Here is a 21,878-nt window from a genome sequence, read left to right as displayed (position 1 = left end):
TTTTTTTGCCAGTGAGCTGAGTGACTCCCCGGATTGATACTCTTTAATAACATCCAGCTTAAATGCCGGATTATGCTTCTTGTTCTTTCTCATAAAATGCCCCCAAATAGTGTCTAACTTTTTGGGGGCAGTCTAATTGCACCGCCTTTCTTATTTAGTTCAGACGGCTGATGGCCCTCCACGGATAACACCCAAAAGAAAACTGATTACTGCGAGGACAAGTAAGATATAGATTATTCCGCCTGCAGAGTATGCAAATAAGCCGATCGCCCACCCTATCAAGAGTATTACAGCGATGATATACAATAATGATCTCATAAGCTGATGTTTTTAGTTTAACAAAAATTTTTAAACTACTTGTTTATATTATCAACAATTGCTTAATTAATCTGGTTTCCACTTTTTTCATTTCTTGATGGCACTTATTTCCCCGTTGCGTTCGATGTAGATGTGTTTGATCTCATTGAGATCTTCCGTCAAAGCCGATTTTCGTACGCCCTGCATCGCATCTTCTTCAGTAAGCTGTACTCTTTTCAGATGTTGCTGCACATATTTTCCATTTTCATAAAGAATGATCTTATCGCTTTCTATAAGTTTGGCAAACACTTTTGAATTTGCAATAAGCCAGCCTACGCCCCGGTGAAAAATAACTATTGCAAAGCACGCCACAATGACCGGCACAAATGGAGAAGCACCTACTACACCGCGACTTAGTACGGCACCTAATAAAATGACGATGATATTGTCTAAGGGCGCCTTAATGCCGAAAGAGCGGCGTCCGGAGATCCTGATGAGCAGTAAAGCAATAATAAATACGACGATACCCCGGGCGCTCATCTGCCAGGCAGTAAGGTCTTTTCCTTCCCCGAAAATTTTAATGAGTATATCCATGGCGAAAAGTTGAAAATAAAGTCAATTAAGCTCCGGGATATTCCGGAGCTATGATATAAAAACCATCTTTTTATCTGTATTGTTTAGGTTGACAGATTGGTAAGTATCTTGTGGTAAAGTTTGATATACTCACTTACCATCTTTTCCTGTGAGAATTGTTCTACACTCCAATCTCTACACTCCTGGCGATTAATCCTGCCAATGTCAAGTACAGTCTCAACAGCCTGACCGATGTCATCCACCAAAAAGCCAGTCTTCTCATGAATGATTAACTCACTCATCGACCCCCTGTTAAAAGCAATCACCGGCGTACCACAAAGCATAGCTTCAGCCACGCTCAGGCCAAAAGGTTCATCAAAGTTTATAGGATGAAGCAATGCCAGCGCATTTTTCATCAATTCATTCCTTTTTTCAGGACCGGCTTCACCGATGTAAACTATCTGATCATTTAAAAACGGCTTTACCTTCTGCTCGAAATAATTGCTGTCCTGTACTATTCCGGCAATCAGCAATTTCTTTTTCGACCTGGTCGCAATTTCGATAGCCTCGGCAGTTCCCTTATCATGATGAATCCGTCCAAAATAAAGCAGGTAATCTTGCGGGGTGTCTTGAAACTCGAAATCATCGACCTTTAAACCATTGTAAATAGTCGCAGCGTAAGTAAGCAACGGGCTTCTATCCGAATTACTGATAGAAACGTAATATGACGTTCGGTTATATTTCTGATAAACAGGAATGATCTTTTGCGATGAAAAACCATGAATAGTGGTAACCATTGGTTTTTTGATCAACCCGGAATAGGTGAGCGGTAAAAAATCAAAATTGTTGTGTATGATATCAAAATCAGCTGCTTTTTCCATCAGGTTGCTGATATGAAGGCACTCAACCACTTTGGCATCCTGCGAATGGTCTTCTTCGTACCCTTGCTTGATTACCGAATCGAGGTTACTTGCGGTTATCGAATCTGCAGTTGCGAATAAAGTTATATCCAACCCCTTAGCAATGAGCCCCTCAGTAATATTACTGGCAACCTGTTCCCAGGGGCCGTAATGCCTCGGTGGCGTTCGCCAGGCTACCGGGGCTAGTATGGCAACTCTCATTTAGAAATCCTTTCCACTTTAAAGATCATTTGATAGACCTAACGCGGGAAAAGAAATTAGGTTTGAGTGCCCGTTAGAATAACAAAAACATGTCATGCTGAACTTGTTTCAGCACCCCACATGCTGAGTGTACAGCATGCAATTATACAGCATGGCGCGGACTTGTCCTGGGGTTCCCGAAACAAGTTCGGGATGACGGTTTTCCCACGCACCGAACTTTGACTATACTCAGTTTGACACCATTTTTTGTGTTTCAAGAAATAATTAGGCAATCGTTAATTGGCGATTTATCCAATACCCAGCCTCATCTTCAATCCATCCCGATAAGTGCTGCCAATAGGTATTTTTGCCTGACCTATGACCAACTGATGCACTTCGATCATGGTAATATGCCGGATAGCCACCACGTAGGATTTATGCACCCTTACAAAATCTGCGGCAGGTACCAGGTCGAAGATATCGCCCATATTTTCGCGAACAAGGATATTTTTATCCTTCAGGCATATGGTGATATAATTCCCGTCTTTCTCCAGGTATAAGATATCGCTTAGCTTTACCTGGTAAGTTTGTGGCCCGCTTTTTACAAATATTGATGAATCGTCATCATCTTTTGCTGTAGAACCATTTTTCAGAGTTTTCAAATTGAGTGCTTTGTTTACTGCCGCAAGGAAACGCTCGAAAGTGATGGGTTTTAGCAGGTAATCAATGGCATTCAGGTCATAGCTTTCAACGGCGTAGTTGCTATATGCCGTGGTAAATATCACCATGGGTTTGGTAGGCAACGTTCGCAGCAATTGAATCCCATTAACATCCGGCATGTTGATATCCAAAAAAACAAGGTCGATGTGTTCGCGGTTCAGGTATTCAATGGCTTTTATTGGCTCGCGGAAGGTAGCTTTAAGGTCAGTCAGACCGCTCTTTTGACAATAGCGTTCGATCACTTCGAGCGCCATCGGTTCATCATCTATTGCGATACAACTGATCATTGCAGGTTTATTTTGAGTTTTACTTTATACTGATTATTAGCTTTTGTTATCTGAAGCTGATGTTTGCCGGGATATAATAATTCCAGGCGGCGTTTTACATTTTCCAAACCGACGCCGCTGCTGTCGCCATTCATTTTCTGCACATGGCTATGATCGGCATTCGTACAAGTGAAAGATAATTCATTATTATTTACTGATAGTGAAATATCGATATCCGAACTTTGCCCAATCACTACCCCATGTTTAAAAGCGTTCTCAACAAAGGGGATAAATAACATCGGCGCTATAAAAATACCATCTGTTTCGGATGGATAATCGAATTTAACCATTGCTTCCTTGTCTGCATAACGCAACTTATTGAGCAAGATACAATCCTCCAGGTATTCTATCTCTTTTTTTAATGGCACTTTTTCCTCGTTGCTTTCATAGATCATATAACGCATCATCCCCGATAGCTTCGAGATACCATCAGCCAGATCGTCATTGCCTTTCTTCTGCGCCATCGAGAACAGGTTGTTCAGCGTATTGAACAGAAAATGCGGGTTCACCTGTGCCTTAAGGAATTTAACCTCGGTATCCAATTGTACCGCTGCCAGCTCTGAACGCATCTTTTCTACTCTTGACCACTCTTTTAAAAAGAAATAGGCGATTGAAAGACCAAACACGATAATGAAAATGAACAATAACGTATTCGAAAACCCATCCTGTTGAAATATAAAGGCTTTGGATTGTTGGCGCGCGATTTCGCTTTTAACAAAAATGTCGGGAACAGGTCGCGCTTTTAACACCCGCACCTGGTCAATGTTCGTATCTCTTATAAACGGCCTCTCATCCGGGTCCGGCTTTATTTTGATCTTTATACTATCCATTCCCTTACTTGGCGGCGCCATTATCATGGCATCTTGGAGTTTCTGCGCCGGCAGCAAGGCATCCACATAATTATCCGCCAGGAATATGAAACCGAACCAGGCAACAGGCAAAATCACCTTGACCATAACATTTTTGTAACGAAGCGCTTTTTTAAATAACCAAAAGATATTACCATAAAACAACACGATCAAGAAACCCAGCGTGCAGAATATATGCGACGATATCGTATGCCTGATATCTTCTTCGATGATCGACCCGTTATGATTGATGCGCATTTTGATATCCGGCTGGGTAAATGACAACAGTGTATAAAAAACCCCAGCCCAAAACGCGATATGGAGCACGATCTCTATCCAGTCTTTCTTCTTGATCTTAAGCATAAAACAAAGGTAAAATACTGGTAATGTCATCAAAAATTAATGTGACTAACCTCGCCGATACTGGTATAAACTTGCATTTTTTGAAATCCCAAATAACAAATATCACGGTTTCATCTGCTCAAAAATGCAGTTCATACCAAAGTTTTTAGGGAATGAGATACTTGAAATACTATTGCTTAAAAATCAACTATCATGAAAAGATTGATAACCCTATGCACATTGCTTGTATTGGCTTTCGAGGTTGCTTTCGCTCAAAAACCGGATACGGCGCGGATGCTGGTACACTACAAGTTTACCTGGATAAGGGACACCGCAAACCGGGAGCATCCTTATACGGAAAACATGGTGCTATATATAGGCCAGAGGTCAAGCGCTTACCGGAGTTACGACGGGGTAGCATATAAAGCCCAGTTTAAGAAGGCTTGGGCCGAAGCAGTCGCCGCCAGCCCCGATGGGCACCCCATGATAAACAGGCATGGCGTCGGTTCAAACATTGAATACTATCAGTTTCCAAACGAGAAAAAATTGTTTACGGAACACCCGATATACATGAATAATTACTTTATCGACGGCGAGATACCCGCTATCGACTGGAAGACGAGTGGCGATACGGCAACTTTTGGTGGTTTGCATTGCCAGAAAGCCACCTGTCGGTTCAAGGGGAGAGATTACACGGCATGGTTTTGCCCCGATCTGCCGGTGCGGGTCGGCCCGTGGAAATTAAACGGATTGCCGGGTGTGATCGTAGATGCCCGCGACGCGAAAAACGAAGTAGTATTTCAATTTGACGGGGTGGAGAAAGCCGTCCCTGCGCCACCCAAAACCGGCCCGGCGGTTGCAGAAAAAGATATGCCGCCGATAATACGCGACCTGGATGACGACATGAATCTGATCGGGACACCGCCAAGAACCATCAAAACCACGAAAAAGGAGTTTGATAAATTGCAGGAGAGCATGAGAAAAAACCCCCAGGCATTTGCGCAAGCTGTAGAAGCCGGTAATCGAGCAAGCGGAGACGCGCCTATGGATCACATCATGATCAAAGCTGGTCCTGCTCCTAAAGGATCCGTAATCAACAATCCTATGGAACTGCCTGAGAAAAAGTGAACCCAAACATAAAATTCAAATGATCACAACAATGAAAAAGCAACTAATAATAAGCACAATGCTGATGACTATTGCAGCAACGGCATTTGCACAAAAAACTGACACCGCACAGGTAATGATACATTATAAGTTCACCCATGTACGTGATACCACTAACCGCGACCACCCCTATACCGAAAACATGGGCCTGTATATCGGTAAGAATTCAAGCGCTTATAGAAGCTATGACAATGTGCTTGAGCAGGCCGAATTTAAAAAGGAAATGCAGGTGGCATTGGCCAATTCGCCCGACGGTCACGTCAATATTCACAGGAACAGGAGAGGATCGGGCGCAGAATATTACGAGTTCCCTAACGAAAAAAAGCTGGTGAGAAAAGAGCCGCTGGTGATGGAGACTTATCTTATTGACGATGCCATGCCCGCCATCGACTGGAAAATAAGCAGCGATACTGCTACTTATGGCGGCTTACATTGCCAGAAGGCGACAGCGCATTTTAAAGGGAGGGATTATACCGCCTGGTTTTGCCCCGATATGCCGCTGCATGTGGGGCCATGGAAACTGAATGGTCTGCCAGGGGTGATTGTTGAGGCATATGATGCCAAAAAGGACGTGCAGTTTATGTTCGATGGTGTAGAAAAAGTAGTCATTACACCGGGCGATAAGCTTGACGGGCCAAAAACTGACGGTCCAGGGCCAAGAATGGTGACCATAGGCGGGGACAACGGCGGCGATCCCAATATTATACAGCTGCCCAAAAAAGCCATCAGAACTACCGATAAAGAATTTACAAAATTAGAAGTCGCTATGCGTAAAGACCCTGATGCTTTTGTGCAGTCACAGGTGGCTATGCACAACGCTAACCGGCCCGCCGGTACAGATCCGGTTCGGATAAACATAAAGCTCGGTCCACAAGCAGTGGTTAATAATCCTATTGAATTGCCGGATAAAAAATAAATCGGATCGGCAAAATTCAAATGAATCGCAATCATGAAAAGACAATTGATGATAATTATAGCTTTAACCTTACCAGTTCTTACTGCTTTCGGGCAAAAGCCGGATACTGCACAAATATTGGTGCACTATAAATTCAGCTATGTGCAAGACACCAACAACCGGGCTCATTCTTATACCGAAAATATGGTACTATTTGTGGGAAAATCATCCAGCAGTTACAGAAGCTATGACCGCCAGTTGCAAAACGAACTATACAGGAGACAGATGCAGGAGGCGATCAATAATTCCGCCGATGGCAATATCAGGTTAGATCATCATATTACCGCCTCTGGCACTGAGTATTACCAATTTATCAATTACAAAAAGCTGGTGCGTAAAGAAGTAATGATGAGTCCGTACATTATCAATGACGTTTTGCCTGTAATCAACTGGCACATTACCAGTGATAAGGCTGACTTTGGCGAACTGCATTGCCAGAAAGCAACTTGCCATTTTAAAGGCCGCGACTACACGGCCTGGTTTTGCCCTGATCTGCCAGTGCGAGTCGGTCCATGGAAACTGAATGGCTTGCCCGGTGTCATTGTCGAGGCTTATGATGCAAAAAAGGAAGTAGTTTTCAAATTCGATCGGGTGGAAAAAGCTGTGTTGGGCGCATCAAAACCTATCAAGGACCGTCATGGCAGAATAGTTATCCCACTGGATGATGATGCAGATGGCTCAGACCCAAACATCATTAAAGTACCGACCAATGGCATTAAAACCACGGATAAAGAGCTGGCGAAGCTGCAGAACGCCATGCATAAGGATCCAAATGTGCTTGTACAAACGATGAAGGCAACTGCGCAAAACAATGGCGGCCCCAAACCTGATATCGACCTGAAAGTTGGGGCGCCGCCGATAATGAATAACCCAATCGAGTTACCGGAAAAATAATCATGCACCATATCAGATTTTTCATACTGCTGCTATGCGGCATGGCACTTTCTGTGTTCTGTTTTGCCCAGGGAAACATCCACGGGACGGTTAAAGACAGCACGGGTAAAGCCGTTCCGTTTGCCACTGTCACACTAAAAAACAAAGCAAACAATGCCATTGTAACTTACACTACAACAGCTGATAATGGAACTTATACCCTTACGCTTCCGCAAGGACAAAGCATAGATAGCCTTGTGGTAGAAGTGCGGAGCATGGGTTATAAAAATCAGCTCAAAAGTATAGTTGGTACAGCACTTGTTGATTTTGTGTTGCAAACTTCCGTCAACCAGCTGCAGGCGGTAGTGATCAAAAGCAGCCGGCCGGTATTGCGTGTAAATGGCGATACGCTGAGTTATAAAGTATCCGATTTCGCCAATCCGCAGGACAGGACGATAGGCGAGGTGATCAAAAAGCTGCCCGGTATAACGGTAGCAGCTGACGGAACGATCAGCTATAACAACAAGCCCATCAGTACGGTGTATATTGGCGGCGATAACCTGCTCGATGATAAATACAGCATTGCTACCAATACGATCCCGCAAGGTGTGGTTAGCAATGTGCAGGTGATCCAGAATGATCAGCCTATTAAAGCGCTGCAAAATAAAGTGATGAGCGACGATGTGGCCCTGAACCTGCAAATTAAAAAGGGCGCCAAACTGCAGATGGTAGGGCAGGAGAGCATTGGTGCGGGCTTACCGGGCAACTATGATGCAGAACTGAACGCGATGATGTTTAAGGACAAATATAAAGCGATCAATTATCTGAATGGAAACAATATCGGCTACGATTTGACACAGGATTTGGCATCACATAATTATAACGACTACATGCAGCGTATCGATAACAACATACCGGCAACGATGCTTTCTGTCGGATCAGTGAATACGCCTGCTTTGGCCGAGAGTCGCTACCTGTTTAACCAATCAGGCATTTTAAACCTGAACAACCTGGTGAGCCTGAAAAACGGAGTCAAGCTAAGGCTGAATGCCTATTACCTGCACGATACCCAAAAGCAGGATTACAGCCAGCAAACTACTATTTTTCTGCCGGGAGATACGGTACATTATACAGAAACGCAGCATAACCAATACAAACCAGATATATTTCATGCTGAATTTACCCTGAATGTGAACCAGGACAAGTATTACCTGAACGATGCCCTTTTGCTGGACGGCAATCGCTCGGCCTGGAATTCGGCGCTCAACACCAATGGAAATATGGTGGGACAAAATTTGAAGGATAATGCGACGAGTTTTTCCAATGAGTTTAACCTGATCAAATCCTTCAAGTCTAATAACGTCATCCAGGTATATTCTTATTTTAGCCATACTACCGAACCGGAGAATCGGGCTATATACCCTAATTATAATGATTCGCTGTTTAACCATGGTGTGCCTTATTCGCAGCTGGTGCAGAATGTGAATGTGCCTACCTGGTATACCAACAACTATCTTTCGTTTAAAATACCGGGGAATGTTGTTACGCAAAGTTTCAGGGCCGGTTTTAGTGTGCAATCGCAAAAACTGACATCTGATTTGGGCATTGTTCAGAGTAATAACAGCATCAACCTGGAATCAGATAGCGCGGTTAATCGCCTTAACTGGATGAAGAAGAAGGTATATACCGAACTGGCCTACGATATACCAGGCGATAAGCTCAAGGCCAATTTGACGCTGCCGCTCATTTTGCAGCAGATCAATTATTCAGATACCACTTATGCACTGAACAAGAGTTTGACCCGCCTGTATTTTAACCCGCAATTCAGGATGAAATACCAGGTTGGTCTGGAAAATTACCTGAACCTGATGTACAGCTATCGGAACCAGGTTGGTACGATAGAAGATATTTACCAGGGAGATATACTGAAAGATTACCGCTCGCTGTATGCCAATAGTCCCGAACTGACCTTGCAGCAAAGTCAGCAGGCCGGGGCAGGGTTCAATTACCGAAAGGCGCTTACGTTGTTCTTTTTCAGCATCAATGCACTTTATAGTCATACCAGCGCTAACAATATCGCATCGAGTGTCATTACCAACAATATACAGGAACGTGTGATGCTGCCTTATGCCAACAGCACCAATTCGTGGGCGCTGAGTAGCGCTGTCAGTAAATACTCATTTGCATTGCGCACTACCTTTAGCGCTGGCATTCAATGGCAGAGCAACCGCTCGGTGCAGATACAAAACGATGCGCTGTTGCCCTTTAACACAGTCACCGAAACGTTGACGTTTGGCGCCGAAACCAAGGTGAGCGACCACGTAAACTTCAGCTACAAAGCTTCCGGTATCCAAACCGAAAGTCATTCGACAGTGGAGGCTTCGGCTTTTCACATCGATCAATTGCAGCAGCAGGCCTCGGTGTACTATAACCCAACAGACGAACTGCAATTCAAATTAGCCGGCGAGCATTACTTCACCCGCCAGCGGGGAAACCCTGATCTGAAATACTTTTTTGCCGATGCCTCAGCCAAATTCAAGATCAAAAAATGGAAAACAGATTTTGAGCTCAGCGCCGTGAATTTTCTCAATGTGAAAACTTATAATGCGCTGTATCTATCGGCCAATACCCTAACCGCCAATTCTTACCAATTGCCGGGGAGGATTTTATTGTTGAAGGTGTTGTTTAATTTGTAGGCCACTTATCAAGGGTTATCAATAACCTTGTATGGCTCGATATCTTAAAATATTTTACTGATGCATAATTAATATAGGTTTACCATCCCGAATTATACATGTTATCCCATTTGGTTTTTTCTTTTGCCCAAGCTGGCCTATTTTCGATAATTTTTCGTATATCTTCTTCGGCAGGATTCTGTGGTAAATCGATTAGCTGAAGGGTTAAATTTTCTCGAGCTATTTTTGTTAAGGAATAGGAGAAATAGATACTACGTAACTGAGTAAAACCGGTGCCAGATGCTTGATATATAATATCTTTATTTAAAAGGCCAATAACAGTTTCATTATCCATGGGCATTTGCAATGTTTGCTTTTTATTGATAAAGAATTCCCTTAATAAAGCTTTTTCATGAATGTCAAGATATTGAATGTCTCTAAGTATACGTTTCCGTATTTTTTTTCTATGCGTCTTAATACTAAGTTGACTTAAAACATAACTTATAAGAGCAATTACTAAAAAAGCTGAACTTACTATGAATGAAATACCGATGTATTTCCCATAATCCTTGAGAAAATCTTGGAGATTAAGTTTAACTAAAAAGCGTTCAGGTACAAAAAGAATTAATCCGGAACTTAAACAGATTACAAAAAGTAATTTAGTCGGTATCCGTTTTAAATCAAATAGCTTTTCTAAAAATTTTTCCATAACCAAATTATTTGGAAACCGTCTACGTTCGTTAAAATCCTTTATACAAGAATAACGATATCTTCCCGATTTTTCGATAAAGATTTAGTTGCTTTGCTAATTGGTTTAAGTTATAGTCCATAATTTTGCAAATTATTTTAAATTTTATCGAATAAATATAAATATCAATAAATCAGCAAGTTAATTGTTCTTTATTATTATATTTGATTGTTAAACTAATTAAATACATCATGGAAGTAGAATGCGATAAATGTTATGGGAGCGGTATGGTTGACTGCCCTACATGTGATGGACGTTATTCTGTGGCAAGACTTTTGGATGACGTTGCAGGATTGGAACATGAAGTGTGTCCAAATTGTGATAACGAATTTGAAGTAACGTGTAATAAATGCGGCGGCACCGGAACGATTGAAGAAGATGATGACTAATATAGTTGTTGATTAAATAGCTCTTTTTGCAATCATTTCGAAAAAAAATCTAATCAAATAACAGTAGAAGAATTTTTCGGCCCAATGATATTTTACTGCCAGATTCTTGAAGTCAAAAACCCAGCCTATCTTAAAGAGATACCAGCCCGCAAACTGCCAATCAAATCCGTATTATTTTAATTAAATTTGTTTTATGGAAACATTGATCATGCACCCCAAAAACGAAGAGCAGCTTTCTGCATTGAAAGCCATCGCCAAAGCATGGAAAATAAGCGTTGAAACAAGCCCATATAATCCGGATTTTGTTGCCCAAATAAAAGAAAGCACAAAGCAAGTTAAAGAAGGAAAATTTACTACGCTTGATCCCGGTAAATCCGTATGGGAAAATTTAAGGTAATCGTATCCGACAAAGCAAAAAAAGATTTCCTTACAATACAAATATCCGGTGACAAGGCTTCTATAAAGTTATACGTTTTACCCGCTAACGTATAACGTCTCGCGTAAAACGTATAACACATCGCCCACTTACTTCCCAATCCTATACAAATTACCATTATCCGTCACCCCATAAAAGGCACCATCCTTGCCGGTAGCAAGGGAGCGCCAGCGTTCGTTCTTGTCTTTCAACAAACGCTCTTCGGCAACAACTTTGTCACCTTTCAAGATCAGGCGCGCGATATGCTGACCGCTTAAACAGCAAACAAACAAATTGCCTTTCCATTCGGGGATCAGGTTGCCTTCGTAAAAAGTGATGCCACAGGGCGATATACTTGGGTTCCAGTAATAAATAGGTTGGGTCATGCCTTCTTTTTGCTGAATGCCTTCACCAACTTTCACACCCCTGTATTCGATGCCGTAAGTGATAACCGGCCAGCCATAATTTTTACCGGGATGGATCACATTGATCTCATCACCCCCACGTGGACCAAATTCTGATTCAAACAGCTCCCCGGTTGCCGGGTTCATGGTCATCCCTTCAGGATTCCTGAAGCCATAAGCATATATTTCGGGTAAGGAATTTGCTTTTTGTGCAAACGGACCGCCGGGAACTGGTTTGCCATCCCTGGTGATATGCAGAACTTTGCCGATGGCAGTGCTCAGGTCCTGTGCTTTTACGCGCATTTCATCCGCACTATGTTCGCCTGTGCTAACGAACAGGTTACCTTCTTTATCAAAAACAATCCGCGAACCAAACTGAAGATTGCCTTTATAAGCCGGTTTTGCGTGATAGATCACTTTAACATTTTCCAGTTTGCTTCCATCAGCCGACAAGGTTCCTTTCGCAACAGCCAATTGAAAACCTTCGGGAACCTCCTCAGAATAAGTCCAGAACAATGTCCTGTTTTGAGTGAATTTAGAGTCGAAATTCACATCCAGTAATCCACCCTGACCGCCAACCGCAACTTTCGGTAAGCCGCTTATCTCTTTATCAAAGCTGCCGTCAGCTTTTAAAATCCGCATCGTACCTCCTTTTTCAGTCACTATAAAGCGGCCATCAGGCATGCAGCGTAACGAAAAAGGTTGTTTGAGGTCGTGATTGATCACCTTAACATCAAGCTTAGTTTTAGTTTGTGCGCCGGGAGCTCTTGTTTGACCGGGGAAGGCGGGTTTATAATCTGCTGTCGGTGATTGTGTCTCAACCGGTGGCAACGACTGTGCTTTGGACTGAGAGACCGTAAACATCAGGCATGACAGCGCCAGCGCCCCTGTAATAAATAGTTTTTTCATAGTAATGTATTTGGTAGATGAATATCTTTTATTGCCAGCCTCCGCCTAATGCTTTATACAGATCGACTATTGCCTGCAATTGCTGCAAACGGTCGTTAACGCCATCCAATTGCGCTGATAACAACGACTGCTCCGAGGTCAACACGTCTGTATAATTTGTAGCCGAACTATACCGAAGCAGTTCTTTAGTAAAGTCAACCGCCTTCTCAAGCGATGCGATTTGATCTTTGCGTGTACCCTGTTTTTCAATCGCTGTTTGATAACTGTACAGGCTGTTTGAAACCTCCGAACCCGCGTTAAGCAAGGCTTTCTGATAAGCGTAAAATGCTTCCTGCTGCTGCGCCTGCGCTACATGCAGCCTTGTTTTATTTTGACGCTTATTGAAGATTGGTTGAGTCAAACCTCCTATGATATTATAAAATATCGAATTGTCAAAAAAGTTTTTGATGGTTAGGTTGGAAAAACCGCCCTGGGCTGTTATCGTTAATTGCGGGTAGAAATAAGTCTTCGCCACATTCACATTTTCAAATGCAGCACGAAAGGCAAATTCAGCCTGTTGAACATCCGGCCTGTTTCTCATTAATTGCGAAGGCACCCCTGTTTGAAGATTTTGATAAGGTTGTTGTTCCATTAACGAACCTCTTCTGATCTCGCCCGGCACACGTCCCAAAAGTAAACTCAACGTATTCTCTGTTTCCCTGATGTTTTGTTTGATATCCGGTACCAACAGCTCAGCTGACGAACGATTGGCTTCACTTTGTGCCACTGCTGCACCGTTTGAAACACCACTCTCTTTCAGGGCCTTGATCGTCGAAACGTCTTCACGCCTGTTCTTTACTGTTTGCTCGGTTATTCTTAGCTGCTCATCGTAGGCAAGGAGTTTATAGTAATTGGTAGCAATGTCAGAAATAAGCTGTGTCTGTATAACCCTTTTTGCGGCGTCACTTTGCAAAAACGTTGCCAGGTAACTCCTTTTTGAGCTGCTTAACTTACCCCATATATCGGCCTCCCAGCTTGTGCTCAGATTTGCCTGGTAGGATGTGGTGGTTAATGGATAAGCGTTTATGAATTCAGGCGGAAGATTTTGAGATGCAGCCGATAGCTTAGACCGCGTAACCGTTGCACTGGCACTCAGATCGGGCAGCAATGCCGCTTTTGCTTGCTGGAGGTTTTCCCGTGCTTCAGTCATCCTTTGCATGGCGACTTTCAGATCTAGATTCTCTCTCAGTCCCTCAGTGATTAGTCCCTGTAGGATAGTATCAGCAAACAATGATCTATAAGGCAATGTTGCAATCGTGGTGCTGTCTGTGGTATTCGCCGAGCGGTATAATTCTCCATGAACCGCCATTCCCGGTTGCTGGTATTTTTTTGTCACGCATGAGCAAAGGACTACCGTCGCCAGCGTAAACAGGGTCAATCTTTTGTTCAATGAATATTTATGCAATGTATTTGTCGTCATTAAAATTCTTTCTATGGTTATTCAACATCGACTGTAGCTGGTTCAACCACGGCAGGCTTCCGGCTTATCCGTTCCTGTATATTCTGGAAAATGATAAATAAAACCGGTATCACAAACACGCCGAAAATGGTGCCTATAAACATACCGCCAACTGCACCTGTACCGATTGATTTGTTCCCGGCTGCACCCGCGCCTGTAGATACCATCAGGGGCATGATGCCGAAAATGAAGGCAAAGGAAGTCATCAAAATTGGCCTCAAACGGGCAAGCGCACCGTCAATGGCTGCCTGAACGATTGACTCACCCGAACGTCTTCTCGATACCGCAAACTCGACGATCAAAATAGCATTCTTGGCTAACAGACCAATCAGCATGATCAATGTGATCTGCAGGTAAATGTTGTTCTGCACCCCAAAAATATTCGCAAAAATGAAGGCTCCCGCAAGTCCGATCGACAGTGATAAAATTACTGCGAACGGCAGGATATAACTTTCATATTGGGCGCTCAACAGGAAATAAACAAACACAAGACACAACACAAATATTAAAAGTGTCTGGTTGCCGCTGGATAATTCTTCCCTGCTTAATCCCGAAAACTCAAATCCATATCCAACAGGAAGATTTTTAGCAGCCACCTCCTGTATAGCCTTGATGGCATCGCCCGAACTATAGCCCGGCTTTGGCGCCCCTGAAACGGCTATGGATGTAAAGAGGTTAAATCGATTGATAAACTCCGGACCGTATACCCGCTTCAATGTGACAAACTCAGTAACCGGAGCCATTACATTATTAGCATTCCGCACATATATCTTATCCAGGCTTTGAACCGTGCCGCGATAAGCTGCATCGGCTTGTATCATCACTCGGTATTGTTTACCGAATTGATTGAAGTTGGAAGCATAAAGTCCGCCAAAATATCCCTGTAAAGTATTGAGCACGGTGGCTGGCGAAATGTTAGATTCTTTACATTTAGCTACGTTAACATCCACCTGGTATTGTGGGAAATTGATATTAAAGAAGCTGGTGGCGTATTGTATTTCAGGACGTTTGCTCAATGCGGCCAAAAAGTTATTGGTAACCTCGCTGAAATGCGCAATATCTCCACCGGTATGGTCTTGTACCTGGAATTCAAAACCGCTGGTATTACCGAAACCCTCCAAAGTAGGCGGGGCAATGAAGAAAACGTTGGCACCTTTAATACCCGACGTTGCACCGAATAGCCGACCAATGACTGCATCAACACTATGGTCAGCTCCCGGGCGCTGCTCCCAGGATTTCAGGTTCATAAATAGTGAACCGTAAGAACCGCCGTTGCCACCGCTCAATATGCCGGAACCTGCAATTTCTACTACAGAGTTCATTTCAGGCTGTTGTTTGGATATCGTCACTACCTGGTCTGCGATTGCTTGCGTGCGCTCCAGTGACGAAGCAGGGGGCAAGCTGATATCAGCCATAATAAAGCTTTGATCCTCATTAGGCACAAAACCGGAAGGCGTAACCTTGAGCAAAAACGCAAACAGGGCCATAAAAACCAGCACAGCTGCTACGGCGATCCACTTTCTGCGGGATAAGAACAGGACGGCCCGTTTGTATTTTTTTGTCGTAACCTCAAAAGCAGCATTGAAGGCTGAGTAAAACCGTTGAAGGAAACCCTTACGCAACTTATTCTCATGGTGAGGTTTTAGAAGCAATGCACACAATGCCGGGCTGAGCGTTAATGCGTTCAACGCCGAGATAAGAATAGCCACGGCCAACGTTAACCCAAACTGCTTATAGAATACACCTACCGAGCCTGTAATAAAGGTAACCGGGATAAACACTGCCGCCATTACCAGTGTAATGGATACCACTGCGCCGCTTATTTCACTCATCGCATCCAATGTTGCGGCCCTGGCAGTAGGCACATGCTGGTCCAGTTTTGCGTGAACCGCTTCTACCACCACGATGGCATCGTCCACCACGATACCGATTGCGAGCACAAGCGCGAACAAGGTGAGCAGGTTAATAGTGAATCCAAACAACTGCAAAAAGAAAAACGTACCCACAATAGCTACCGGCACTGCAATAGCCGGAATGAGGGTGGATCGTAAATCCTGTAAAAAGATAAATACAACGATAGAAACCAATATGAAGGCCTCGATCAATGTTTCCACTACCTTATGGATCGATACATCCAAAAACTGGTTGGCCGTAAAGATCATATTGTATTCGATACCCGAAGGGAATCTTTTTGAAGCTTCTTCCAGGGTCTTTTCGCAATCTTTGATCATCGCGTGGGCGTTGGAGCCTGCCGTCTGAAATACCGCGATCACGATAGATGGTTTTTTATCGGTAGTAGAAGTAACCGAATAATCCAATGAACCCAGTTCAACACGCGCCACATCCTTTAATTTTAGAAGCTGGCCATCAGGCGTTGCTTTGATGATGATGTTTTCATATTCCTGAGGAGTCTTAAGACGTCCCTTATATTTAAGAACATACTGAAAGGACTGATCGCTGTTCTCGCCTATCTTCCCCGGGGCAGCTTCAATATTCTGCTCGGCCAATGCGTTATTGATATCATCCGGCACCAGTTTATAGGCAGCCATTGCATCCGGCTTCAGCCATATTCTCATAGAATAGTCATGCGTACCAAATGCAGTAACATCACCTACGCCATTCACCCGTTTCAGCATTGGGATCACGTTGATGTTGGCGTAGTTCTGAAGGAAGGTGGCATCGTATGCCTTACTGGTACTGTTGATAGAAAATACCATCACCATACTGCTTTGACGTTTGCTTGTACTAACGCCGGCCCTGGTAACTTCGGCAGGCAACAGCGGCGTTGCCCTCGACACGCGGTTCTGCACGTTTACGGCAGCCAGATCGGGGTTAGTGCCTTGTTTGAAAAATATGGTGATACCTGCAGAGCCGTCATTACCTGCGGATGAAGTCATGTAGGTCATGTTCTCCACACCGTTGATCTGTTCTTCCAGTGGTACGATAACGCTATTTAGTACTACATCAGCGTTTGCGCCGGGATAGGAAGTGGAAACCTGCACCGTTGGCGGAGCTATTTCCGGATATTGCGTGATCGGCAGCGAAATAAGGCCCAGGATACCGAGTATCACAATGATCACCGATATCACGGTAGAAAGTACGGGCCGTTCAATAAAAACTTTTAAGGTCATTTTTATGCTGTCGGTTTATTTAATGTCTTTATACACTTGATCTTCCAGCTGCAATTGGGGCTTAATGGCCGTGCCGTCGGCAATAGGTGCAGCAGCTTCGTAAACGATCTGGTCGCCCGCCTTTATACCATCTGTCACTACAAAATATTGACCAGCAGGATCAGGCATGGTCATGATCTCGGCACTTTTTACCTTGTCGCCATTGACCAGGTAAACAAAACGTTTGCCCTGCAATTCGTAAGTCGATCGTTGCGGCACCAGCAAAGCATCTTTTACCGGAACCGGAATAACAACCGTAGCGCTGCCCCCGCTGCGGATCAATCTTACCGGGTTAGGAAATGTCGCCCGGAAACTTGCCGCACCTGTTTCTGAATTGATCTGCCCTCCGATACTTTCAATTTTCCCTTTTTCAGGGTAATCCGTACCGTCAGAAAGGATAAGGGAAACCTCGGGAAGTTGTTTTAGCTTCGCCTCCAAAGTATTGCCTTTGTATTGTCTTGAAAAATCCAATAACTGTTTCTCATTCATTGAAAAGTAAGCATATACGTTTGAGATATTGGAGATCATGGTAAGTGGCGAAGTAGTAGTACTGCTCACAAGACTTCCTAGCTTATAGGGTATCATTCCTGCAACCCCGTCAACAGGGCTGGTGATTGTTGTATAAGACAAATTGGTCCTTGCGTTGGCAAGGGTTGTTTTGGCCTGTAGTAATGCTGCCTCTTTTACTTTTAAAGCGTCTTCAGCCGACTTCAGTTCATATTCGCTGATGATGCCTTTAGCGACCAGCGGCTGCGTTTTTTCAACCTGTAATTTAGCTGTGTTAACATCGGCTTCAGCGCTATTAATAGCAGCAAGGGCGTTTTTAACATCCTGCTCATATTGCGGAGCGTTGATCTTGAACAGCAGCTGACCTTTTTTTACAGTTGCACCTTCGTCTATATAAATATGCTCAACATAACCATCTATCTTCGGACGGATCTCGATGTTTTGCACACCCTGCAAGGTAGCCGGGTATTGCGATTGCAGCGTGGTGTTGTGGGTTGTTACCTTTAATACCGGATAAGCCTGTGCAACCGGTGCTCCGCCTTGCTGGCTTTGTCCGCCTTGTGAATTTCCGCAGCCAAGGTTTGCCATCATTGCACAACCTATTATTATCGCGAGTGCCGGTTTTTTTCTGAACAATGTTTGATTTGGTTTTAATGATGTGGTTATATTCTTAATCATATAGCGCGTACAGGTTGTTTATCGTGCTGATAATTTAAAATTCGTTCAGTTTGAGTATTCAAAAAATCAAGCGCCTTTTATATTGGTCGCTTAGGTATATTGTCGTTGGGGCCGCCGACAGCAAATAAATGCACCCGGCATTCATTTGACCAATTATTGATCTACTTGTTACGTTATAAAGATGTTTTCTCTGTAAAGAAAACCTTTTGTTTATAATTATTGACGGCGCGAAATTAATGCAAACTGATTAAATGCACTCATTTCGACTACAAAAAATCAATTTTAGCACATTTCTTTCGTTTTGATTTGTATTTTCAGACGTTTGGAATATGCCGGCTGGAACTGGAGCCTGGTCACCTGGAAGTAATGCATACGCAATCTATCTATTCGGGTTTTTGTAAAGTTGCAATTACAAACGAGCTCATCTTTCACATAACTGTTTTATTAAATTACCTTAGATGTGTCAATCTGTCTGCATGAAACACATCACCATAAGTTTACTTTTTTTCATACTATCAGTCTTAAGTTTCAGCGCCAACGCCTCAAATAGTCCTGATAGCACAAGGGTATTCAGCAGATATAATTACTATATGCAGGGCCAGCAGGCAAGCATTGTCTATGTCGCTCCGGATAGTGCCGATATTCATTCTTATTCTTTAGAGTTATTCAAGAATAAAAAGATTTTAAAGGCCTCTGTCACAAGATATAACCATAAGATAATCTACGATTTAGCGACCGATGCACTCACGGATACGCTCAATCCAATCTCTTATCATGTGATGAACGGCCAGAAAACAGTTGCATCCGGAAAGGTGGATATTATAAGAAGGCCTGCTAAGGAAAACGCTGTACAGATAGACCTGTTAACAGGTAGCCTGATTGTTGATAACAGGCCATTCTTCCCCTTCGGGTTCTATTGCGGACCGGTCGGGAATTTGCCGGAAACTGAGGTTGCTCATGGATTTAATATGATAGGACCATACCAGGATAATCTGCCTAAAAATTACCAAACCCGCAAAGCCTATATGGACCGCTGCGCCCAGGTAGGCATAAGAGTTCAGTACGGTGTGAATTCACTGATCGGTAGCGGGCACAACGGAAGCAAAGGATTGGACCTGACCGACGCAGAAAAGTTGGATATTTTGAAAAAGGAAGTCATTGCATTCCGCGATCATCCTGCTTTACTATCATGGTATATTAATGATGAACCCGACGGCCAGGGTCGCCCGCCGGCAATACTGGAGCAAGCCTATCAGCTTATTCACCGGCTTGATCCTTACCACCCGATATCGATTGTTTTTATGATGCCCCAGAAGGCGAATGATTTCAGGAATACAATGGATATTGCGATGACCGATCCCTATCCTATTCCTGGTCCGCCTGACAAAGTGATGGACGATTTGAATAAATACGTAAACGCTTATCGTTATCAAAAATCTGTTTGGCTGGTACCACAGGCTTTCGGCGCACAGGAAATGTGGACACGCGAGCCAACAGCGCAGGAAATACGGCTGATGACCTACATGGGCCTGGTAAGCGGTGCAAAAGGGATCCAATATTATGTGCATGCTCCCGGCAATTTAAATCCGCAATCGGTTTCGGCATGGTCAGCATGCAGCGATATTGCCGTTGAAGCCGCACAAATGACGTCGTTCTTATCATCTGCTGATGATGCGCCCGGGTTTAAGTCTTCAGATAATAAATTGCTCATCCGATCTTTTAAATACAAAGGAAACCTGCTGGTAATTGTTGCCAATAAGGAGAATAAGCCAAAAGCATTTCAGATAAATACCACCGAAAAGGATACAACCCTGAAAACGACGGCTGAACTTTGGTTTGAGAACAGGGAAGTGCCATTCAGCAATGGTAGTATTGACGATATAATTGATGCCTATGGCACACGGGTATACCTGATTCGTAACAGCAAAAACACACCGCGATCAGCAACTGATCATAACCTGATGCTCAATCCCGGTTTTGAAAAGATTGTTAGTCCCGGATTGCCGATTGGCAGCAATGTTAACACACGAAGTAATGACAGAGCCGATAAAGGAGCCACTTTCTTTGCCGATGGCACTCAAAGCAAAGAGGGTATGTTTAGCTTAAGATTGATAACCCCGGTAGACAGCGGCGGCAAAAAGATCCGCTTTTTACCTATGGTGATGAATAAGGGAAATAGTTATACAGTGTCCATCTGGGCAAAAGCCAGGTCACAGGAAAATTTGCCATCGTTCAACCTTTCGGTAGATGGTATGCAGCAATCGCATACTTTTAAACTCACTGCAGATTGGAAGCAATACAGCTTCACTTACCAGGCGCCCGGTTCATCAACAACAGCTATCCTAACCCTTGATCTGATACAAAAGGGTATCGCCTGGTTTGATCTTGTTGACGTAAGCCCTGATCCGGTGATCAGCTACAGCATCGCACCAGATCACTCAGCCAATGTTACCGTCAGTGCCAGTGTTGCTAATGGGGTTATAAGATATGCTATTGATAAAGCGCCGGACGAGCATTCACCAGTTTACCACAGCAATATCAACATAAATAAGGCGGGTGTTTTTTATGCTTCGATATTTAAAGATGGCAAGCTGCTGGCATCATCACAAACATTTATCCCGGTTAATAAAGCTCTGGGCAAAAAGGTGAAGTTTGTAAATCCATACGATGAACATTATGTGGCCGCAGGCCATGGTAGTTTGACGGATGGCATAATGGGGACCACTGCTTTTAAAGATAACAAGTGGATTGGCTATAGCGGTAAGGATATGGATGCGGTGGTTGATATGGAAACTCCAACACTGGTAAAAAGTGTTACCGGCAGTTTCCTGGCTGATGCGAACAGTGGTATATTTCTACCTTCCGTGGTTGAAGTTTATTCATCTGCAGATGGTATAAATTTTACCAAAGAAGGCGAGGTAACCAACACCAAATGTACGGTTAGGGGTGAGCCTTATTTACAGAAATATACTATCAACGTCCAATCTAAATCGATACGCTATATACGCATCGTCGCTAAAACGATCGGCACAATACCGGATGGCTATTTATTTAAAGGTACCACAGCCTGGTTATTTACCGATGAAATCCTGGTAGAGTAATCCTCCTGCATCCCATTCCTCATCTAAAGACAAGTTTAAACGTTTTTTTGGCTTTGCTATGCCAGTAATCAGCATTACAAATGCGGTAAACTGTGCAAAAGCCACTGAATAATAAATACTTGCGTAATACTTAATTAAGTAACTGCTAGTAGAGGCACTTTGCCCTTTAATTAAAAAAATAAG

At 43.5% G+C, this 21,878-nt stretch carries 17 protein-coding genes; 7 read left to right on the top strand and 10 right to left on the bottom strand.

What is annotated here, in order from left to right:
- Positions 1-159: 159 nt before the first annotated feature.
- From VIM89_RS19845 to VIM89_RS19825, 5 genes are all read right to left on the bottom strand, one after another.
- Positions 160-318, bottom strand: a complete 159-nt coding sequence (locus VIM89_RS19845; RefSeq protein WP_488157927.1) for a lmo0937 family membrane protein — start codon at positions 316-318, stop codon at positions 160-162.
- Positions 319-405: 87 nt separating this feature from the next.
- Entirely contained in the window at positions 406-891 is a 486-nt protein-coding gene (locus tag VIM89_RS19840) for a DUF421 domain-containing protein (protein WP_488157926.1), read from the bottom strand.
- 83 nt (positions 892-974) lie between these two features.
- Entirely contained in the window at positions 975-1,991 is a 1,017-nt protein-coding gene (locus tag VIM89_RS19835) for a glycosyltransferase family 4 protein (protein ID WP_488157925.1), read from the bottom strand.
- A gap of 287 nt (positions 1,992-2,278) precedes the next feature.
- Complete coding sequence (locus tag VIM89_RS19830) at positions 2,279-2,977, bottom strand: LytR/AlgR family response regulator transcription factor (RefSeq protein WP_488157924.1); 699 nt, start codon at positions 2,975-2,977, stop codon at positions 2,279-2,281.
- A complete protein-coding gene (locus VIM89_RS19825) occupies positions 2,974-4,227 on the bottom strand; it encodes a sensor histidine kinase (protein WP_488157923.1) in 1,254 nt (417 codons plus the stop codon). Before VIM89_RS19825 ends, VIM89_RS19830 begins: the two co-directional genes overlap by 4 nt.
- A 192-nt stretch (positions 4,228-4,419) precedes the next feature.
- Between VIM89_RS19825 and VIM89_RS19820 the strand changes: the two genes are divergently transcribed.
- Genes VIM89_RS19820 through VIM89_RS19805 form a run of 4 tightly spaced genes read left to right on the top strand, consistent with a single transcriptional unit; the run spans position 4,420 to position 9,897 of the window.
- A complete protein-coding gene (locus VIM89_RS19820; RefSeq protein WP_488157922.1) occupies positions 4,420-5,334 on the top strand; it encodes a GLPGLI family protein in 915 nt (304 codons plus the stop codon).
- Between the two features lie 31 nt (positions 5,335-5,365).
- Positions 5,366-6,289: a GLPGLI family protein gene (locus tag VIM89_RS19815; protein WP_488157921.1), complete on the top strand. Its 924-nt coding sequence runs from the start codon at positions 5,366-5,368 to the stop codon at positions 6,287-6,289.
- A 33-nt stretch (positions 6,290-6,322) separates the two neighbouring features.
- Entirely contained in the window at positions 6,323-7,222 is a 900-nt protein-coding gene (locus VIM89_RS19810; RefSeq protein WP_488157920.1) for a GLPGLI family protein, read from the top strand.
- A 2-nt stretch (positions 7,223-7,224) separates the two neighbouring features.
- Positions 7,225-9,897, top strand: a complete 2,673-nt coding sequence (locus VIM89_RS19805; RefSeq protein ID WP_488157919.1) for a TonB-dependent receptor — start codon at positions 7,225-7,227, stop codon at positions 9,895-9,897.
- Between the two features lie 79 nt (positions 9,898-9,976).
- On the opposite strand, the gene VIM89_RS19800 is transcribed toward VIM89_RS19805, so the two are convergent.
- Positions 9,977-10,585, bottom strand: a complete 609-nt coding sequence (locus tag VIM89_RS19800) for a super-infection exclusion protein B (protein ID WP_488157918.1) — start codon at positions 10,583-10,585, stop codon at positions 9,977-9,979.
- A 230-nt stretch (positions 10,586-10,815) separates the two neighbouring features.
- Between VIM89_RS19800 and VIM89_RS19795 the strand changes: the two genes are divergently transcribed.
- Positions 10,816-11,013, top strand: a complete 198-nt coding sequence (locus tag VIM89_RS19795) for a hypothetical protein (protein WP_488157917.1) — start codon at positions 10,816-10,818, stop codon at positions 11,011-11,013.
- A 193-nt stretch (positions 11,014-11,206) separates the two neighbouring features.
- On the top strand, positions 11,207-11,410 hold the full coding sequence (locus tag VIM89_RS19790) for a DUF2683 family protein (protein WP_488157916.1): 204 nt from the start codon (positions 11,207-11,209) through the stop codon (positions 11,408-11,410).
- A gap of 128 nt (positions 11,411-11,538) precedes the next feature.
- Here VIM89_RS19790 and VIM89_RS19785 read toward each other — a convergent pair whose 3' ends face one another.
- From VIM89_RS19785 to VIM89_RS19770, 4 genes are read right to left on the bottom strand one after another with little or no spacing between them, the layout of a single operon-like run.
- Entirely contained in the window at positions 11,539-12,741 is a 1,203-nt protein-coding gene (locus VIM89_RS19785) for a PQQ-dependent sugar dehydrogenase (RefSeq protein ID WP_488157915.1), read from the bottom strand.
- Between the two features lie 28 nt (positions 12,742-12,769).
- Entirely contained in the window at positions 12,770-14,200 is a 1,431-nt protein-coding gene (locus VIM89_RS19780; RefSeq protein ID WP_488157914.1) for an efflux transporter outer membrane subunit, read from the bottom strand.
- Between the two features lie 17 nt (positions 14,201-14,217).
- The gene (locus tag VIM89_RS19775; protein ID WP_488157913.1) at positions 14,218-17,370 is read right to left on the bottom strand and encodes an efflux RND transporter permease subunit; all 3,153 of its coding nucleotides are present in this window, start codon (positions 17,368-17,370) and stop codon (positions 14,218-14,220) included.
- Positions 17,371-17,385: 15 nt separating this feature from the next.
- Positions 17,386-18,507 carry an efflux RND transporter periplasmic adaptor subunit gene (locus tag VIM89_RS19770; RefSeq protein WP_488157912.1) on the bottom strand — a complete coding sequence of 374 codons (1,122 nt, stop codon included), beginning with the start codon at positions 18,505-18,507 and terminating at the stop codon, positions 17,386-17,388.
- A gap of 563 nt (positions 18,508-19,070) precedes the next feature.
- Between VIM89_RS19770 and VIM89_RS19765 the strand changes: the two genes are divergently transcribed.
- On the top strand, positions 19,071-21,695 hold the full coding sequence (locus VIM89_RS19765) for a carbohydrate binding domain-containing protein (RefSeq protein ID WP_488157911.1): 2,625 nt from the start codon (positions 19,071-19,073) through the stop codon (positions 21,693-21,695).
- Positions 21,696-21,878 lie beyond the last annotated feature (183 nt).

It is taken from the genome of Mucilaginibacter sp. (assembly GCF_036568825.1).
GTDB lineage: Bacteria > Bacteroidota > Bacteroidia > Sphingobacteriales > Sphingobacteriaceae > Mucilaginibacter.
The sequence above is the reverse complement of the archived record's forward strand: the minus strand, read 5'-3'. Positions and strand labels throughout refer to the sequence as shown.

Coding starts and splice junctions, on each gene's coding strand:
- VIM89_RS19765 (WP_488157911.1), top strand. CDS start 19,071: ATGAAACACATCACCATAAGTTTACTTTTTTTCATACTATCAGTCTTA.
- VIM89_RS19775 (WP_488157913.1), bottom strand. CDS start 17,370: ATGACCTTAAAAGTTTTTATTGAACGGCCCGTACTTTCTACCGTGATA.
- VIM89_RS19840 (WP_488157926.1), bottom strand. CDS start 891: ATGGATATACTCATTAAAATTTTCGGGGAAGGAAAAGACCTTACTGCC.
- VIM89_RS19770 (WP_488157912.1), bottom strand. CDS start 18,507: ATGATGGCAAACCTTGGCTGCGGAAATTCACAAGGCGGACAAAGCCAG.
- VIM89_RS19790 (WP_488157916.1), top strand. CDS start 11,207: ATGGAAACATTGATCATGCACCCCAAAAACGAAGAGCAGCTTTCTGCA.
- VIM89_RS19825 (WP_488157923.1), bottom strand. CDS start 4,227: ATGCTTAAGATCAAGAAGAAAGACTGGATAGAGATCGTGCTCCATATC.
- VIM89_RS19780 (WP_488157914.1), bottom strand. CDS start 14,200: ATGACGACAAATACATTGCATAAATATTCATTGAACAAAAGATTGACC.
- VIM89_RS19830 (WP_488157924.1), bottom strand. CDS start 2,977: ATGATCAGTTGTATCGCAATAGATGATGAACCGATGGCGCTCGAAGTG.
- VIM89_RS19820 (WP_488157922.1), top strand. CDS start 4,420: ATGAAAAGATTGATAACCCTATGCACATTGCTTGTATTGGCTTTCGAG.
- VIM89_RS19785 (WP_488157915.1), bottom strand. CDS start 12,741: ATGAAAAAACTATTTATTACAGGGGCGCTGGCGCTGTCATGCCTGATG.
- VIM89_RS19800 (WP_488157918.1), bottom strand. CDS start 10,585: ATGGAAAAATTTTTAGAAAAGCTATTTGATTTAAAACGGATACCGACT.
- VIM89_RS19810 (WP_488157920.1), top strand. CDS start 6,323: ATGAAAAGACAATTGATGATAATTATAGCTTTAACCTTACCAGTTCTT.
- VIM89_RS19845 (WP_488157927.1), bottom strand. CDS start 318: ATGAGATCATTATTGTATATCATCGCTGTAATACTCTTGATAGGGTGG.
- VIM89_RS19795 (WP_488157917.1), top strand. CDS start 10,816: ATGGAAGTAGAATGCGATAAATGTTATGGGAGCGGTATGGTTGACTGC.
- VIM89_RS19815 (WP_488157921.1), top strand. CDS start 5,366: ATGAAAAAGCAACTAATAATAAGCACAATGCTGATGACTATTGCAGCA.
- VIM89_RS19835 (WP_488157925.1), bottom strand. CDS start 1,991: ATGAGAGTTGCCATACTAGCCCCGGTAGCCTGGCGAACGCCACCGAGG.
- VIM89_RS19805 (WP_488157919.1), top strand. CDS start 7,225: ATGCACCATATCAGATTTTTCATACTGCTGCTATGCGGCATGGCACTT.